This is a genomic window from Longimonas sp., from assembly GCF_040409695.1.
In the GTDB taxonomy this organism is placed as follows: domain Bacteria; phylum Bacteroidota; class Rhodothermia; order Rhodothermales; family Salinibacteraceae; genus Longimonas.
In genome coordinates this window covers 1-18,357 of sequence record NZ_JARWGJ010000012.1, presented here as the reverse complement: position 1 = coordinate 18,357, position 18,357 = coordinate 1, and the positions used below count along the sequence as shown (strand labels likewise).

General features: G+C 59.0%; 10 protein-coding genes. 2 read left to right on the top strand and 8 right to left on the bottom strand.

The window, feature by feature from the left end; genetic code table 11:
- Window positions 1–2,033 (bottom strand): glycosyltransferase (locus PPP56_RS00415; RefSeq protein WP_353561643.1); only part of this gene is annotated, 2,033 nt, incomplete at its 3' end.
- Window positions 2,034–2,298: 265 nt separating this feature from the next.
- Entirely contained in the window at window positions 2,299–4,032 is a 1,734-nt protein-coding gene (locus PPP56_RS00410; protein ID WP_353561641.1) for a L,D-transpeptidase family protein, read from the bottom strand.
- A gap of 154 nt (window positions 4,033–4,186) precedes the next feature.
- On the opposite strand from PPP56_RS00410, the gene PPP56_RS00405 reads away from it, so the two are divergent.
- Window positions 4,187–5,167, top strand: coding sequence for a D-Ala-D-Ala carboxypeptidase family metallohydrolase (locus PPP56_RS00405; RefSeq protein WP_353561639.1), 981 nt, complete (start codon window positions 4,187–4,189; stop codon window positions 5,165–5,167).
- An 862-nt stretch (window positions 5,168–6,029) separates the two neighbouring features.
- On the opposite strand, the gene PPP56_RS00400 is transcribed toward PPP56_RS00405, so the two are convergent.
- The 6 genes from PPP56_RS00400 to PPP56_RS00375 form a co-directional block, all read right to left on the bottom strand.
- The gene (locus PPP56_RS00400; RefSeq protein WP_353561637.1) at window positions 6,030–7,952 is read right to left on the bottom strand and encodes a hybrid sensor histidine kinase/response regulator; all 1,923 of its coding nucleotides are present in this window, start codon (window positions 7,950–7,952) and stop codon (window positions 6,030–6,032) included.
- Window positions 7,949–8,407 (bottom strand): response regulator, encoded by a 459-nt coding sequence (locus PPP56_RS00395; protein WP_353561635.1) that lies wholly within the window; start codon window positions 8,405–8,407, stop codon window positions 7,949–7,951. Before PPP56_RS00395 ends, PPP56_RS00400 begins: the two co-directional genes overlap by 4 nt.
- The gene (locus PPP56_RS00390; RefSeq protein WP_353561633.1) at window positions 8,400–10,397 is read right to left on the bottom strand and encodes a PAS domain-containing sensor histidine kinase; all 1,998 of its coding nucleotides are present in this window, start codon (window positions 10,395–10,397) and stop codon (window positions 8,400–8,402) included. The genes PPP56_RS00395 and PPP56_RS00390 overlap by 8 nt, the downstream gene beginning before the upstream one ends.
- Window positions 10,398–10,770: 373 nt before the next feature.
- Window positions 10,771–11,973 (bottom strand): chorismate synthase, encoded by a 1,203-nt coding sequence (aroC, locus tag PPP56_RS00385; protein ID WP_353561631.1) that lies wholly within the window; start codon window positions 11,971–11,973, stop codon window positions 10,771–10,773.
- Between the two features lie 48 nt (window positions 11,974–12,021).
- The gene (locus PPP56_RS00380; protein ID WP_353561628.1) at window positions 12,022–13,620 is read right to left on the bottom strand and encodes a trypsin-like peptidase domain-containing protein; all 1,599 of its coding nucleotides are present in this window, start codon (window positions 13,618–13,620) and stop codon (window positions 12,022–12,024) included.
- Between the two features lie 438 nt (window positions 13,621–14,058).
- The gene (locus PPP56_RS00375; protein ID WP_353561626.1) at window positions 14,059–14,955 is read right to left on the bottom strand and encodes a glycerophosphodiester phosphodiesterase; all 897 of its coding nucleotides are present in this window, start codon (window positions 14,953–14,955) and stop codon (window positions 14,059–14,061) included.
- Window positions 14,956–15,282: 327 nt separating this feature from the next.
- On the opposite strand from PPP56_RS00375, the gene gyrA reads away from it, so the two are divergent.
- A complete protein-coding gene (gyrA, locus tag PPP56_RS00370; protein ID WP_353561624.1) occupies window positions 15,283–18,015 on the top strand; it encodes a DNA gyrase subunit A in 2,733 nt (910 codons plus the stop codon).
- The last annotated feature ends 342 nt before the right edge of the window (window positions 18,016–18,357 follow it).

Here is an 18,357-nt window from a genome sequence, read left to right as displayed (position 1 = left end):
GCTGAGGCGATCCACTGGGTGTAACGATCGGCCGTTAGCGGCCAGCCGTCCCACTGCTTATCAGAGAACCGGTATCCAACGTCATCGCTCAACGGGTAGTGGCGCGTAAGCAGCTTCATACGCCCTGAGCCATGATGGCCATTATGATACAGATGCGTGGGCTCGCGCCACTGCATCACCCAGGGGCGTCCGTCCATGAAGGCTGCCTTGAAACCGACCTGCTCCAGCGCGTGGTAGATGGTGTCGGACATCATGAGTTCGGTGGTGTCGGCAATGGACGGGCGCTCACCGAATACCTGCTGCAGCTCATCGACAGCGTAGCGCATCCGGCGCTTAAAGGCCTCAATATCCCACAGTAGCATAAAACTGTGCGAGGGTTCTACCGCGACAAGCTCCACCCGCTCGTGCTGCACCAGCGTGCGGAAGCGATCCAGCAAGGCCAGATCCCATGCCTTTGCCTGCTCGATGAACGACAACGAAAACCCAATGGCCAGCGACAGCCCCTCCTCTACAAGCTGCTCAAACCGATCAAGCGCCGGATAGTAGCACGTATGCGCTACCTTCCGAAAGTAGTGTTCGTTCATATCGGCATCGAAGAGGGCATGGTCGAGTTCATCCATCGACATCGCCCCAGAAAGGTGCGCTGCGGGCAACCGGGGCCGGTGCGGCTGGTGAACAACGGTGTAGATAACGACATCTTTGACCTGCGAAGGAAGCTGGTAGGTGTTCGCTTCGGTATCGTAGTGGAGCATATGCTGCTCTTGCGCGCAGAACAAGATCTTATCCAACAGCACATCTACGATACAGTCCCACGTAAAGTCTTCGGCATAGGAGCGCGCAAACAAGCGGATCGACTGGGCTCGTTGCCGGTTTTGTCGTATCCGTATTAGGTTGGATACAATCTCTTCGGGGCGGTCTGTATCAAGCATGACGGCGTTGCGGCCATCCAGCACATACTCCTCGCCACTGGATCCGGTGAATGCAATGCCCCCAGCGGCCATCGCTTCCAACCCAACCAGTCCAAACGGCTCATGTCCCGAGTTTGCCAGCACCGCATCGGACGTTGCGTAAAAGACGCGCAGCATCTCCTGCGTCATGAAAAAGCGCAGGTTGTAGATATCAGCCCGGGGCGCCTCGTTCAGCAGCGCCATAAGCTCTCTCCAGTTAGACGGATCACCGTTTATTTCGGCAATGGAGAGACCTCGTTCGTGGGCTCTCCGCAGCACCTCCTCGCCGTGTGGTTCAATGCCTCCAGCCATCGGAAACGCCACCGGGTAGCCCTGCTCTTTCAGCAACGCCACCGCTTCTACCGCCATCAGCCAGCGCTTGGCCGGATCGAAGCGCCCCACCTTGAAAAGCATTAAGGCCTCCTTTTCAGGAGCCAGCGCCTTCCGCAACGCAGTTTTCTGATCTGTAGAAGGCGGCCCAAGCAACTCTTTCGGGATGCCATTGTGAATCACCAGCGGGTTAACCCCCAGCGGCCACATCAGGTGCTTCATGTAACGACTCACCGTCGTGATGTGCGCTGCTTCCTGCAGGCGTGCCCAATCTACGCGGTGAAAGGCCATCGTATTGTTGGCATTCCAGAAGATGAGGCACCGGCGGGCCAATCCGTTCTCACGAAGCAGGTCGTGTAAGCGAATCACCGTCTCGGCTGTATGCCATTCCTCGGCCAAAATCACCGGCAGACGTCCATTAGCCAGCGCGGGCCGGACGACGTTGGCCAGCAGATGCTCGGGAAGCGTTGCATTCCATTCGCGGCGTTTATCTTCCTCAGCCTCGTACACGCCGTTGAGATGATGCGCACTGATCCACTGACACCATCGGTGGTAGATAAGTCGTCCGTTGAGCCGGTGCTCCTTGCCGGGCGCGTCAGGATCGCCCACGAAGAACAGCTTCGTATTGAACCTTCGGCGGGCCAAAGCATGCGCCAGATGGGTAATGCGCACGCCAAGTCCGCCGGCCCGCGCATACGGGTCGGGTCCTTCAAACGAAAGAAGGGCAAACGTTAGATGCTCGGAAGAAAGGGACATAGAAATCCTGGGTAGGTGAGAACATGCACGAGGGGGCCAGCACGTGTTCGGCCTATGCGATGTCTCAACCTACCGATGTATAGCCGCCTCCGCTACACACATCTGTGTAGAACGCTGCTCATCTATCGGCGCCTTTCCAGTGTTGGGTATGGATAATTGCGAGATGCGGCACCACCCGCCCAGGATGAATCCAGGCCATCGCTTTTCGTACGCTCTGGTCTGTTTGCGCCTCAGTCAACACACCGACGACGGCGCTATTGCCTATCTACGGCGTAGTCCGTACAGAAGGCGTGTTGCCCGAGTCCAGCAGAGCGTGCAGCGCTGGGGGCACCGTTACGCGGCCGGCAAGCGCCATCTGTACGTCTATGTCCCGGTTGTACACGTCATCACGAAAGTGCACCGTGCCGTCGGACTGAGCCCAGGCCGTCCAGTACAGCAGATGCACGGGCACACGCTCGTTGAGCACAACGGTCCGCTCGTCGGAGCGGCCCATGTTGCGCTCAATTGTCGCCCGGTCCCAGCCCGAATTATCACGGAGCAGGTACTCGGCCAGGTCGAGCGGACGCGCTACGCGGATGCACCCCGAGCTGAAGTCGCGGGTGTCGCGTCCGAACAGCTGCCGCGCCGGCGTGTCGTGCAGATAGACGCTGTACGGATTCGGAAACATAAACTTGACCGTCCCCAGCGCATTGTTCGGACCCGGATTCTGGCGAAGCCGGTACGGAAAGTTGCGTGCAGAGAGCGCGTCCCAGTCAATCGTCATCGGGTCGATGGGCTGTGCCTGCGTGCTCCATCCCTGAAAGATCTGGAACCCCTGCCGAGCCGCCGCCGACGGGTCGCGCTGAAACTCGGGCAGTTTGTCGCGCGTGGCGATGCTGTGGGGCACATGCCAGTACGGACTCAGCACCAGGTATGAGATCTCATCCGAGAACACCGGGGTCTGTCTGTAGGAGCGCCCTACAACCACCGGCATCTCCAGCACCGTTTCGCCCTCCTCTACAACCTGCAGATCAAACGATGCGATGTTCACGAGCACGTAGCGCCTGCCCAGATCATTTGGCAGCCAGCGCCAGCGCTCCAGGTTTACCACGAGCTGGTTGATGCGCGTTTCTACGGGCACATTTAGCGCTGCGCGGGTCGCTGGCCCAACGCGCCCGTCGGCTGTAAGCCCATGCCGCTGCTGAAAGGCGCGTACCGCCTCATCCAGTGGCGCGTCGAATACCGGCTGCAACGAGTCGGGCACCGAGGCCACTCCATCCGTCACCGCAAGGCGTGCGCGGAGCTGCGCCACGCGCTCGTCCTCCATGCCCCGATCGAGCGTAGGCCCTTCCGCAATCGAAGGCCACCCGCCGGCATCCGCAATACGCCGGTACCGGGCCAGCGCAGCCCGCAGTGCGTCGTACTCGGCATGCTGGGGGCGCAGCGACTGCAGTGCCTCGTGCACGGCCTGCCCGTTACTGAGCGCCTGAAACGAATCCAACAGGTCCGTAGCACGCGCCTCAATGTTCCACGAAGGAATCAGCTGCTGCGGGTCGAGCCGCCCGCCAAGCAGGTGACCGGCATACTGCAGAAACGCGTCGCTACAGATAAGCTCCAGGTCAATCAGAAGCGTTCTTCGCTCATCGGGCCCTGCCGTGCGAAGCGCCTGCAACGTCTCGTTCATCGCGTCCAGATGATAATCGGCCATGCGCAGGCCTTCGTCTTCTGCCTGTCGCAGCGCCGCACGCAGCGCGTATGTGGTCATCCGCTGGTGGGTGGGCGTCACCCATACCGGTGCAAACGAACGCATCTCGTAGAACGCCGCCAGATGCTCGACCGCACGCAGCGTCGTCACGTCGCGTTGCACGTGGCCTTGCGGGGCATACCGGAGCGCCTCAATGCGCTCGCGGAGCACGTCTTGAAGCGGCCCCTCCTCTTCGCTGGCGTAGGCTCCCCCCGAAGCCCCTGCTGGTCCATATCCACCAACTACAAAAATTAAAACAACGAGCAAACGACGCATAGCGAACAGAGTGGCCTGGTATTGATGTTGCGGTGCATTTGATTTAGGGATACGGAGCGTCCTTCATGAAAGTGCCATGCACCCAACGATCCGGAACCGGGTTGCCCTGTTGATGTCTCTCTTTCTTTTTGGCTACTCACCGTCCGATGCAATCATGATTCATCGTGTTGCACACATACTGATCTGGGCCAGCCTCTGCTTCGGCACAGCTGTCCTCACGATCCCGGCGTGGGCACAGCCCGCAACGCCTGCGCCGGCTGAAGCGCCTCTTGACGCGTCGTTCGCCGTCGAGTTCAACGGCCACTGGATTCAGCAGCCCATCATGGCCGTGACGGCTATGCCGGGTGAGGCCGTTCCTCTGTCCATGGAAAGCCGCACGACCGCTGCACCCGAGGTTTGCATTGAGGCCCCCGCTGACACGCTCACCTGGCAGTCGGAGGCGCCCTGGCCTTTTGTCGCTCCCGAAGAGCCCGGACTCTACCCGCTGCGCATCCGTCACATGGCCACGGGGCAGACCATTCAGCTGCAGGTGTTTGTACTCACCCCGTGGGATCACGATGGCCGCAGCCTGGATGGCTACCGCGTGGGGCGCTATCAGCAGGAGCCCCGTCGCGGACTCGAAGCCTACGAGCCGCCCGAGGGGTTCATTCGGGTCACAGAAGACATTGTGACGGCGCCGGTTGCCCCTCACTTCACCCTGCAGCAGTTCCTCTCTAAGCAGACCAATGCGACCCCCGAATTCATCTTGCTGCAAACGCCTCTGCTGCAGCTGCTTGAAGAGGTTCTTGCCGCAGTGCGCAACGAGGGACACAATGTGGAAACGCTGCACGTGATGAGTGCCTACCGTACGCCCTTCTACAACGCATCGATCGGCAACACCACCGTATACAGCCGTCACCTCTATGGCGACGCCGCCGACATCTTCGTGGATGCAAACGGCAACGGCCGCATGGACGACCTGACCGGCGACGGCCGCGTGACCCGGGCCGATGCGGTGCATCTAGCCGAGATCGTGGCGTCTGTTAAGGAGAACGGCTCGGGCGACTACACTGGAGGCATCGGCATCTACGGGCCGGCGCCCCATCGAGGCCCTTTTGTACACGTAGATGTGCGCGGATACCGGGCGCGCTGGTAAGAAAGAAGCCGATGCTTCATGCCCGCCCCCGTGTGCTTTTGCTTTTCATACGTATCCGTAGGTAGACCCGCAAAAGGGTCTTTGGGTAGTGGATAGATGCTAAGAACCTGTTTTGATTTCTTAATTTGGGCTGCGAGCGGCTCCGCTGGGCTGCAAATTGTCCCCGATATCGGCCCGTAACCCCGGCTACGAACTTCTATCGTGGTCCAATTTTCGCTACAGCGGCGCTCGCTCTCGCCAGCAAACCAAAACCCAAACAGGCTCTAAATGATAAAGCGATTGAATGCAGCAGCTCTTTCCTTTTTCGAACCCCCTCTCCCTTATTCCGCTTCGCTCCATCAGTCGCCCTACGGGCTCGTGTCGGGTTTCTCCCCCTTGGCCAAGGGGGAGATGTCCACAGGATCACGCCTTTGGCGAAGCTCGGCAGACAGAGGGGGTTTGAGCAGATTGCGATGATGTAAACCACAGACAATTATTCAACATCTTACCGCTACCGGTCTTTGATATGTCATTGGCGAGAATGCGGTACGACACAATCTCGTGCGCTACTGTTCGGGGCAAGACCTTGGTGAGGACGTAAAGGTCGCCGCGTCCGTCGCTTCCGCTCCCTACTCGCGATACCCCTCCAAGAAACACCCCCACCCTGTCATTGCGAGGACGCAGGACGACGCAATCTCATGCGTTACTGTTCAGGGCAGGCTGCCTTGATGAAACGTACAGATCCGATACCGCCCTGCCCCCAACATAGCCCTGCACCCGTAGGGGCCTGCCGACCAAGCAGGAGGTGGTTACGCCGGATCCAATGATGCAGCCCAGACGACAGTCACTCGCTACTATAACGACTGCCGTATTGGGCGCCTCTTTACTTGGCCTTGCTCGTTGACGTGCCAAGCACTTCGTTGAGCGATCCGTAGAGCTTCTCTGCTGTGAACGGCTTAGGCAAGAACCGCCGTGCACCGGCCTCAAGGGCGGCGTCCGTTTGTCCGTCGGCTACGCCGCTGGCTGCGATAATAGGGAGATCAGGGTATGAGTCGTGAAGCTTGGCAATGAGCTCATGCCCGTTCATCTCGGGCATACGTAGATCTGTGATGACCGCATCGATGGCCTCGTGGTACTCCTCCATGAGTTCGAGCGCCTCCTTGCCATGCCGGGCTACGATCGCCCGGTATCCCGCACTCTCCAGCGTCTGCTGTGCCGTCTCCCGGATGAAGTCCTCATCATCAACAATAAGCACCACCTCTCCCTGTCCGCGTGCCTCTTCATCGCCGGCTCCGTCGGCTGTTGCGTTTCGGCTTTTCGTTGTTACGGGCAGGAATATCCGGAACGTGGTTCCTTCGTCGGCTTCACTCCGCACATCGATGAACCCGTTGTGGCTCTTCACGATGCTGTACGCAGTAGACAGCCCGAGGCCGGTGCCTTCTCCTTCCGGCTTCGTCGAAAAGAACGGCTCAAAGATCTTATCGATGGCATCATCTGGGATACCCGTACCGGTATCCGACACAGTGATGCGCACGTAGGGGCCGGGGTCGGCGTCGATGTTACGACGGGCATCGCTTGCCGAGAGCGTGATGTTCTCCGCATTGACCGTAAGCGTGCCGCCGTCCGGCATTGCGTCGCGGGCATTCACGCTCAGATTCATGAGCACCTGCTGGATCTGCGTAGCATCCCCCATAATCGCGTCAAGGTCATCGGCAACGGTGGTCCTCACCGTTATATCGTCGGGGAACGTTTCCTGGATAATTTTTTCGACCTCCTCGATGATGCTGCCTGGATTCAGCACGGCACGCTCGCCCTCCACGCCCCGTGCAAAGGCCAGCACCTGCTCGACCATGTCAGAGCCCCGCTCGGCGCTCTTCTGAATCATAGAGAGGGTGCGCTCAACCTGATCGTCGTCGTCGAAACGCTGCTGCAGCACCTTAACGCCAAGCAAGATAGGCACGAGCAGGTTACCGAGGTCGTGGGCGATTCCCCCAACCAGCCGCCCAATGCTCTCCATGCGTTGCGAGCGCAGGAACTGCATCTCCAGCTGCTTCCGTTCTGTAATATCGGTGTTAATGACGAGCACCGACGACGGCTCACCGTTGTTGTCGCGCACGAGCGTCCACCGGCTTTCCACAACCAGGTCATCACCGTCTTTGGTCTGCTGCTTGAGCTCGCCGGTCCACTCGCCCTCTTCTTCGATGGTTGCAAAGCACTGGTCCAGCTTTTCACGCTGTGCATCGGTGTACAGGTAGTTACGGGCCTGTTCACCAATCATCTCATCGGCGGTCCACCCGGTGAGGCGCTCGGCGCTCTTATTCCAGTAGACCACCGAACCATCCATGTCGTATGCAATGATAGCATCACGTGCCTTGTCGAGCAACGCGGCCTGTTCGCGGATGCGCTGATCGGCCTGGGCCCGCTCTACGGCGTATCGAATGGAGCGCTCCAGGAGCGGAGCATCGATTTCTTCTTTAGAGAGATAATCGGCAGCACCGGCCGCCATTGCCGTCAGGTCAATTTCGAGGTCGCCCTGTCCGGTAAGCAGGATGATGGGCGTGTGGTTGCCTCGATCATTGATCGCCTTGAGCAGGTCAAGGCCTGTGTGTTTTCCCAGACGGTAGTCAACCAGACAGGCGTCATACTCGCCCGACAGAATAGCATTCAGGCCTTCGTCGTAGCTGGAGGCCCACTCAAGGTTACACTCGATGCTTTCAGCGCGCGAGAGCAAGGCCCGTGTAATCAGGAAGTCGTCCTCGTCGTCTTCAACAAGGAGTACGTCGATCTCCTCTGTGGCTGTTATCATTCGGTTTCTTCGTACTGCGGGGGAAGCTTCACGATTTCGAACCAGAAGTCACCGAGCGCCTGGATGGCATCGGCTAACCCATCAAACGTTACGGGCTTTGTTACGAAAGCGTTCACTCCAAGATCGTAGCTTTGCAAGATATCCTGCTCAGCTTCCGATGTGGTCAGTACAATGATCGGAATGCGCCGGAGCGCCGGGTCCGACTTGATAATCTTGAGCGCCTCGCGCCCGTCCATGCGAGGCATGTTCAGGTCAAGTAAGATAAGCCCCGGACGCGGCGCATCCTCGGGGTTGCTGTACGGGCCTTCATGACGCAGGTACTGCATAAGCTCCTCGCCATCTTCCACCATCGAAATGGTGTTAGCAAGACGGCTGCGTTTAAGCGCCTGACGCGTAAGTAGCCGGTCGTCAGGGTCATCTTCGGCAAGGAGGATGCGAATGCTTTCGTCACTCATCCAAGATCTTCTCTGTCGTGAATTGGTCATGTTCATCGGGCGCAGTGGACGTATCGTTAGAGGCTGAAGAGTGCTCAGCGGGAAGCCAGACGGTGAACGTAGATCCTTCGTCGGGCACGCTTTCAACCCCAATGCTCCCACCGTGGCGCTCTACGATACGCCGGCAAATAGCCAGTCCCATCCCCGTACCTTCGTAGGAGCCGCGTCCATGCAGCCGCTGGAAAGGGGTAAAGATGCGATCGACGTATTTGGCTTCAAAGCCAATGCCATTGTCGGTAATGCGAAGGCGGCACAGCGTGTTGGAGGAGGTGGCGACTGGGGGGCCGCCATTAAGCGTGTCGCGGTCGACCATTATGGTGTCGACCGTTATTCTCGGTGGCACGTCCGGGCGATGGAACTTGAGGGCGTTGCCGATGAGGTTTTGCAAGAGCTGACGCATCTGCGTAGAATCGGCCTCAATGGTCGCGAGATCTCCGACCTCAACGGTTCCCTCCACGTCTTCGATACGCATGCTCAGGTCATTGAGCACGTTCGCGACGATCTGGTTGAGGTCAACCGGTTTAAAAGGGCGTGCCTGTGTTGTGATGCGCGAGTACACCAGCAGATCAGAGATGAGCTGCGACATGCGCTGCGCTGCATCTTGCATTCGGTCTAAGTAGTGCTTGCCGGTATCATCCACCTTGTCGCCGTAATCCTCAACAACGAGGTTCGAGAAGGCGCTGATCTTGCGGAGAGGCTCCTGCAGGTCGTGCGAGGCAATGTACGCGAAGTCGCGCAATGCGCGGTTGCGCTGTTCCAGTTTCTCATTGGCAACCGACATCGCCTGGGCGGCTTCGCGTCGCTCAGAGATATCGCGAAAGGTAACGGCGATGCCATCCTCAATCTTTACAGCCATAACCTGGCACCATGTTGTGCCGCCTTCGGTGTCGGCCAGGCGAAGTTCGCGCTCGTAGGGCTCACCAGTGCGTACCACGTTAACGTATGCATCGAACAGTCCCTGATCGGCATGCTCTGGCAGAAGCTCAAGCAGCTTGGTTCCCACCATCTCTTCCGCCGATATTTTGAGGAGCTTCTCTCCCTGCGGGTTCACAAGCACACACTCGAAGTCAACGATCGTGCCGCGCGTGTCGCGCACAGCCGAGTAGACCACGATGCCGTCAAGCGAGCTGGTGAGCACGCTCGAAAGCACATCGCGCGAGGTCTGAAGCGCCTCATCTTTCAGCTGCTCGTTGGTGATATCCTCAAAGCAGATAAAGACCCCGTAGGGATCCTCCTCGTCCAGCTCAAAAAGCGGACGGGCATTAACACGAATCCAACGGGGCGGCGCATCGGGCGGATAGATCCCCATAACTTCTCCCATCACCGGTTTACGCTCGTAGTAGGCCACCCAGAACGGAAATTCGGTGTTGGCCAGGGGCGTGCCGTCGGGCCGCAGCCCCGTCCACTTGCTGTCGCCGAAGTGCGACCCGATGATCTCTGAGCGTGGCCGCCCGAATATTTCGGGCACCGTGTCGTTGCAGTCCCGGAAGATGCCGTCGCTGTCCATAAGCAACGCGCCCTCCTGAATGGTGTCGAGCAGCGTGTCAAACCGGGCCTCAACCTGCTGTCGCAGCCGGTCGGTCTGGCGCTCGCTGGTACGGTCGGTTGTGAAGAGGACCGCATGAGTGACGGTTTCTGCGTCGTCGTCGGAGGGAACGGGGCGCATCTCCCAGTCAACCCAGCGCGGACCGGCCTCTGGAAAGTGCATAACGCGCTGCTTGCCTTGGAGCACCCGGCTCTCATCAATACATCGCTGCAGCGCTTCATGCCAGGCGCCATCGGGGTCGTCAATAAGCTCAAAAAGAGAGACATCTTGTGGGGCACCAGGAACCAGTATGCGGAACGTGCGGCGCCACCGGTCGCTTTCGGCCTCGATGTTTCCATCGGCATCCAAAAGCACGACCGGTGCAGGTAAATCTGCAATGCAAACACGAAGAGAACTACGCGTCATAGGGGTGTACTGCAAAAACGTGCGTTGTCGGAGGCGGCGCGTTCAGCGGGGCAGATGCGCAGATGAAACGGGTAGTGTGGGGAAGTCTCAGGGCAGATCTTGCAGGAAGAGCAACAAGCGTGGCAACCAATTGCAATCAACGCGCCGGTGGACCCGTAATATAGTTGTTATATAATGCGGGTCTTTTTTAACATAGGGCATGACAGCGCGAGAGTCAACTGTTTAGTTTACTTTGGCAAACAGGTTGCCACGCGTGTTAGCCATATGTCCCCACTCCCCAGAACAACATCTTACATGGCAGACCACCCGAGAGTTGGGCGTGTCAATTTGTGCAAGGCGTATCCTTCTCAGATCCGTATCTGTTGTGCTGGATCTAACGGGACCGGGACGCTCGGTCGCTCTCCATGTGAGCGCGAACGTCGTCGATCGTGTCGCCACCGTATGTTTCAAGCAGCGCCTCGGCGAGCGTCCATGCCACCGTGGCTTCAGCGACTGTAGAAGCCGCAGGCACGCTGGTGATGTCGCTGCGCTCGTAGCGCGTTGGCTGTGCTTCATTCGTCGCTGTATCTACCGAGTCGAGCGGCTTAATCAGCGTTGGAATGGGCTTCATGTAGCCACGCACCACAATAGGCATACCATTGGTGGTGCCTCCTTCGAGTCCGCCCGCGCGATTGGTACGGCGCGGGTATGTATCGCCCTCGCCAGGCAGGATAGGATCATGCACCTCAGAGCCGGGGCGGCTGGCGTTGCGCACACCATCCCCAATCTCTGCCGCTTTCTGGGCCTGAATCGAGCAAATCGCCTGCACAAGACGTCCATCAAGGCGACGATCCCAGTGCACATACGACCCGAGTCCGGGAGGTACGCCGGTCGCGATGACTTCGTAGGTCCCTCCAAGGGAGTCTCGGTTGGCCTTGGCCTCTTCAATGTGCTCGACACAACGCGTCGTCATGTCTTCGTCGAGCATGCGCGTTTCGCTTGCATCGGCCTTTTCATAGACGGCACGGGCGCTTCCTCCATCAATTAGCGACTCTACGCGGTCGTACCAGTCGCCCGGCCCGTCGTACCCGACCTTTCCGATGCGCGTTACGTGGCTGCCTACCTCAATGCCGAAGTGGCGCAGCAGCGTACGGGCCACGGAGCAGCAGGCCACCCGCATGGCCGTTTCGCGAGCGCTGCTCCGGTCGATAACCGGACGCATGTCGTCGAAGTTGTACTTTTGCATGCCTGCCAGGTCGGCGTGCCCCGGACGCGGGAGCGTGACTGGTTCTATACCCTCGCCATTGCCTTCTATGGCCATCTTCTCGGGCCATCCGGCTTTGTCCTTCTTGTACGCTCCGTTGTCGATGCGCATTGCGATGGGACTTCCAAGTGTTTTTTCAAACCGGATGCCCGAATAGATATGCACCTTATCGTTCTCAATCTTCGAGCGGCCACCGCGCCCATAGCCCAGCCAGCGACGCGCCAGGTGCTCGTTAATGTCAGACGGAGACAGCGGGACGTGTGCGGGCATCCCCTCGACAATGCCAATGAGAGATTCGCCGTGCGACTCGCCAGCAGTTAGGTATCGGATCATAGAGTCAGAGAAACAAACAGAGTAAGAGCAGGCGTTCGGGCGCGACCGCTATGGACGCTCAATATCGTAAAATGCACTGGTACCATTACGGCGCTGTACACGCACTAATACGCGAGGGTCGGTAGCTTCTTTGAAGCGCTCGGCGACCTCTTCGGCATCATTTACGGAGGTGCCATCTACATGGGTAAGTACTACGTCGCGCGAGACGCCGGCGTTTTCTGCACGGCTGTCTTTTTCGACGAAAACCACATAAGCGCCCCGATCAATCCCAAAAGCAGTGCGGTGCACGTCCGTCAGCGCTCGCAGCCCCAGCCCCCACGAAGGAAGGCTTACGGTCGCTTCGTCGTCTGAAGGCTCATCGCGGGGCAGATCCTCGCGAGGGCCAGGGCGAGGAGACGGGGCTTCGTTGTTATCAAGATCTGAGAGCCACTCCTGGTATGCCAACGCCTCACGCCCCATCAGCTCAACACGCTTGGTCTGGATCTGTCCATCGCGCAGAATGCGCAGCTCCATCGTTTCGCCGGGGCGCCGCTGCGCAACGGCACTCTGCAGCATATTTGGCGCATCGATGTCGCGCCCGTCAATCGAAAGCACCACGTCTCCATCCTGCAGCCCCCCCTGGTCGGCAGCGCCGCCCGGGCGTACCGTACCCACGTATACGCCCTGAATGCGGTCCATATTCAGACGGCGGGCGCGTGTGGCATCAACCTCTTCGATGCTTACTCCCAGATATCCGCGGCGCACCTCGCCATATTCAATGAGATCGGCTACTACACGCTGCATAAGCTGCGTAGGCACCGCAAACCCATAGCCTTCGTACGACCCGCTCTCCGTAGCAATTGCCGTATTGATGCCTACGAGCTCGCCACTCAGGTTAACCAGCGCTCCGCCCGAGTTTCCAGGATTGATCGCGGCGTCGGTCTGAATAAAGTCCTCAATGCTGAAGGTATCATCGATGATGTCAACCTGACGTCCGAGCGCACTCACAATGCCGGCGGTAACGGTGGAGGTAAGCCGAAACGGATTGCCGACCGCCACGACCCAGTCTCCGACCCGCAAGGCATCAGAGTTGCCAAGCGGCACCGTGGGGAGCGGCTCGTCCGCATCCACCTTTACCACCGCGAGGTCCGTAGACGGATCAACACCGATCACCTCGCCCTGATACTGTCGTTTGTCGTGAAGGGTAACCTGGATGCTCTGCGCACGCGATACCACATGTTCGTTGGTTACAATATGGCCTTCTGCACTCAGGATAACGCCACTGCCAACGCTCTGCCGGGGTCGAGGAGGAAGAAACCGCTCCATGTCGCCATCAAAGCGAAGGCTGCGCTCGCTTCCACGCTCTGTCTCAACCTGAAGGAAGACGACAGTCGGGGTAACGCGGTCGGCCACACGGCGAAAGGCCGTGTTGAGCCCCTGCAGGCTCGGAATGCCATCAGAGGCAACGACAGAGTCGGCGGTCGGTGTAGACGGGGGCGGCAGCGCAACGGTGTTGCCGCCCAGTTCGATACGCGGCCGGGTGTCTTCAGAGGTGCTACCGGATTCGTTAACAGGGAAGACCAGCATGAGCAGGATGCCAGCCAGCAACCCGGCACAGACCAGGCCAACACCGATTGCAAGATGTACTAAGCGACGGGATACTGACATAATCATATGGTCGTTCTACAAAGAAACCAACCCTCCTGCAGGCATGGCAGCCTGAAGACGGATTACACATCACGAAGCGACAGGCTCACAAAGCGACAGACTCGCCGGCTCGAGACGCTGCATGAGCATCCCACGTCACCATCTTGCTTTAGCCTACACTTCCGATGGGACACCTTTAACACGCTGACCTTTTCGCATGGTTTGATGTCTGGGCTTTAGTATTTAATATTGTACCATCATTACAACTGACATACAGCCCTGGCAGCCCTTGAAGGCACGGATTGTGTCGTTTCGTTGCATATCCGTCTGTACCATATTGTTCAACACCCGCCCTTGTAACTGCCTTGACGCGTACGTGCGCTCCCGCAAGTGGGTGCAAATCTCTCTGCCTCTTTTTGCACGCTTCTGTTATGCTCTGCATTTCCCCATGCAGCCCTGTCATTCGTCTGTGCTGGTTTCGGTCTCAGCCAACACGTCTTGTCCGCGCTCCGGGTAATCGGTGATAAACCCATCCGCTCCCATTTCTATGATACGTCGCATATCACCCCGGCTGTTCACCGTCCATGGAATCACCTGCATTCCCGTCGACTGGGCCTGTTTAATCATGGATGGGGTAACCAGCTTGTAGCTGGGACTGTAAATGTGAGGCACGAATCCCAGATCATTGACGTTATGCGACACGCCCCTGTCGGCCTGCTGCGATACGAGCAAAGCCAGTCGGAGTCCGGGAGCGGCCTCTCGCGTGTAGCGCAACGTGCGCGGGTCGAACGACTGAATCGTGGTGCGGCTGGATACGCCAGCCTGCTGCACCACATCGATCAGATGCTGAGCGAACACATCCGGAGGCGGGTGAAAGACGGTCTCCCATTCAGGACGGCTTTTCGTTTCGATGTTGTAGAAGACCGGATCGCGGCCGGTGCGGCGCACGAATGCCTCGGCGCGTTCAAGCACATCGCGCAAGAGCGGCTTTGGAGCTGCGGTCGGCATCTGGTCTGGAAACGACGGATGCGCTCGGCTCCCACAGTCGTACGCTGCAATCTCGCTATAGGCCATCTGGTAGAGGTTGTGCTCCTGCGCCTCGTTCTCGGAGAGCGGGCGCCCGTCGGGAGCCGTACAGATAGCAGGGCTCATCCATGGCTCGTGCGATACCACGACCTCGCCATCGGCGCTCACCACCACGTCCATCTCCAGTGTAGGAATGCCAAGGGCAAGGGCATACGCAAATGCTGGCCACGTATTCTCTGGACGCATGCCCCGCGCGCCACGGTGCCCCTGCAGGTCAAAACCCGGTGGCGTGCGCGCAGTGTGGGTAGCCGAATCAGTAGTAGCAGACATATCAAAAATACCTTCAGGAGAATACCAGGCCGTTGCCCAAAGCATGGCCCCCAAGGTAACAAGCAGTCCGATTCGAATCCAGCTTGCGTGATCTATCATCTTGGATGCCTCCTCTCATGAAAACACAGGTATGAAAACATAGGCCGCGCTGCTGCATGAAGAACCGCTAATACAGGATTATAGGGCCTGGCTCTTCGTGCAAATAGTAGCTATTTGATTCGTGCATTGTTATACTACTACACTTAACATCCCTTCCCCTTTTGGCCATACCGTGGTCATCAACAAGGGGAATTTCCTTTTTGAGATGAGTATATAGTCGACTCACATATGGAAACCGACGACAGCCGCATTATCCCTATTCAGATCGAGGACGAAATGAAGTCCTCGTACATCGACTACTCCATGTCGGTGATTGTAAGCCGGGCGCTCCCCGACGTGCGCGACGGCCTCAAGCCCGTACACCGGCGCGTGCTATACGGCATGAGTGAGCTGGGCCTTACTGCTGGAACGAACTACAAGAAGTGCGCCCGTATTGTCGGGGAGGTGCTCGGAAAGTACCACCCGCACGGCGATTCATCGGTCTATGACACGCTGGTGCGCATGGCGCAGGACTTTTCGATGCGCTACCCGCTGGTCGATGGACAGGGTAACTTCGGGTCGGTTGATGGCGACTCGGCCGCTGCCATGCGGTATACCGAGGCGCGCATGATCAAGATCGCCGAGCGCATGCTCGACGACATCAACAAAGAGACCGTAGCCACGCAGGAGAACTTTGATGGCACACTCGAAGAACCGACCGTGCTTCCGGCGGCGTTCCCCAACATGCTGGTGAACGGGGCCGACGGCATCGCCGTGGGTATGGCCACGAAGATTCCGCCCCATAACCTGGGTGAGGCAATCGACGCGGTGGTCGCTTACATCGACAACCCGGAGATCGACATCGACGGGCTCATGCAGCATCTGCCAGCGCCCGACTTTCCTACAGGGGGCATTATCTACGGCTACGCGGGCGTCTACGAGGCGTATCACACCGGACGCGGGCGCGTCATTATGCGCGCTAAGATGCACGAAGAGGAGATTCGGAAGGGGCGTATGGCGCTCGTGATCACGGAGATTCCCTACCAGGTCAACAAGAGCACGCTCATCGAACGCATCGCGAAGCGCGTGCGCGACGACCGCATCGAAGGCATCTCAGACCTGCGCGACGAGAGCGACCGCGATGGGATGCGTATCGTGGTCGAACTTAAGCAGGACGCGGTGCCGCTGGTTGTCAAAAATCAGCTGTACAAGCACTCGCGCCTGCAAGACACCTTCGGCGTGAACATGGTCGCGCTCGTGAACGGACGCCCCCGTGTGCTGAACCTGCAAGAGGCGGTGCATCATTACGTGGAGCACCGCCACACAATCGTGGAGCGACGCACGCAGTACGACCTGCAGAAAGCAGAGAAGCGGTCGCATGTGCTCGAAGGGCTTACGCGTGCGCTCGACAACCTCGACGCGGTCATCACGATCATTCGCCACTCCCCGGATACCGCAGCCGCTCGCGAAAACCTGATCGGCGGGCGCTATCCCGACCCGCTCACCCGCGCCGACCTCGACGAGCTGGGCTTGCCGGCCGCGCATCCCATAGACCGCGAGGAAGATACCCCTATCGCCGAACGCCTTCTCGGGGCCGAGTATCGAGACCTTACGCCGCAGCCCCAGCCGCAGGCTTGGCTCACCGAAGAGCAGGCCAACGCGATCTTGCGCCTGCGCCTGAGCCGGCTTACCGGACTCGAACGGGAGAAGATCGTGAGCGAGTATCGCGACATCATGGAGGAGATCAAGCGGCTCCACACCATCCTCGCAGATCGCACCGAACGTATGGACATTGTGCGCCGCGAGCTGCTGGCCGTCAAAGAGAATTTCAACGACGAGCGCCGTACCGAAATCGATTACACCGGCGGCGGCGATATTATCATCGAGGACCTGATCGAGCGAGAGCATGTGGTGGTCACCGTTACGCACCAGGGGCTCATTAAGCGCACAAGCGTCGACACCTACCGGGCCCAGGGGCGCGGCGGCGTTGGGCTGCGAGCCAGCGGGAAGCGCGACGACGACTATATTGAGCATCTGTTCGTGACGCACTCGCACGACATGCTGCTCTTCTTTACCGACCACGGCCAGTGCTACTGGTTGCGCGTCTTTGAAATTCCCGAAGGCAGCCGCACCGCAAAGGGCCGCTCCATTCGCAACCTCATCGAGATTGCCCCCGACGACCGGATCCGCGCGGTCCTCTCTGTTAGCAAAGAGGACTTCGAGGACGAGACGTTCCTGAACAACCACTACGTGGTGATGGCGACCCGTAACGGGCAGGTCAAGAAAACCGTGCTGGAAGCGTTCAGCCGGCCCCGCTCAAACGGGATCATCGCCATCTCGATCGACGAAGACGACGTGCTCCTCGAAGCGGCGCTCACCGCAGGCGAAAACACCCTCGTCGTTGCCTCTTCGGGCGGACGCGCTGTGCACTTCGACGAAAATGACGTGCGCCCCACCGGACGCAACACGCAGGGCGTGCGTGGCATGACGCTGGAAGACAACGAAACACTGGTGGGCATGGTCTCTGTTGACCCGGACCAGTCGCCCGATGTCTTTACGCTTTCGGCTCATGGCTACGGCAAGCGTACCGAACTCGATCGCTACCGCGTGCAGGGGCGCGGCGGCAAGGGGCTCATTACGCTCAATACGACCAAACGCACCGGCCCCCTCGCACGGATCAAGGGCGTACAGGATGGCCAGGATCTCATGGTGATTACGGAAAACGGAATCATGATTCGGACAAGCGCCAGCGAGATCAGCACCATGGGGCGCAATACACAAGGCGTGCGCGTCATCAACCTGAAAGACGATGACACGATCGCTGACGTTACCCGCGTAGCCCTCGACGATCTGGTTGAGGCGGATGCGGAGGATGACTCGCCCAACGAACCGTCAGCATCGGCCTCCGAAAACGATACCGGTACCGACAGCCCCGCCCAAGACCAGACCGAGCTGTCTACAAACGGCCAGGCAGACGCGTAGCGGATGCCTGGTCGCCCCACGGCTCTCGTACGCCGTGCCTGCCCCCGTACCATCCCATATGCAGGCCACACAGTGCCGTGCGAAAGCCCCGCTGCGTAGCATCGCAGCGGGGCTTTTTTGTTTAACCATGATGTTCAACGTTCAGGCCGAACTGTTCAGACCGGATCGTTTAGAAGCTGTTTGGGTTTTGGTTTGCCGGTGAGAGCGAGCGCTGCTGAGGCGAAAATTGAACCACGATAGAGGTTCGTAGCCGGGGCTACGGGCCGAAATCGGGGGCAATTTGCAGCCCAGCGGAGCCGCTCGCAGCCCAAATTAAGAAATCAAAACAGCTTCTTAGTCGTC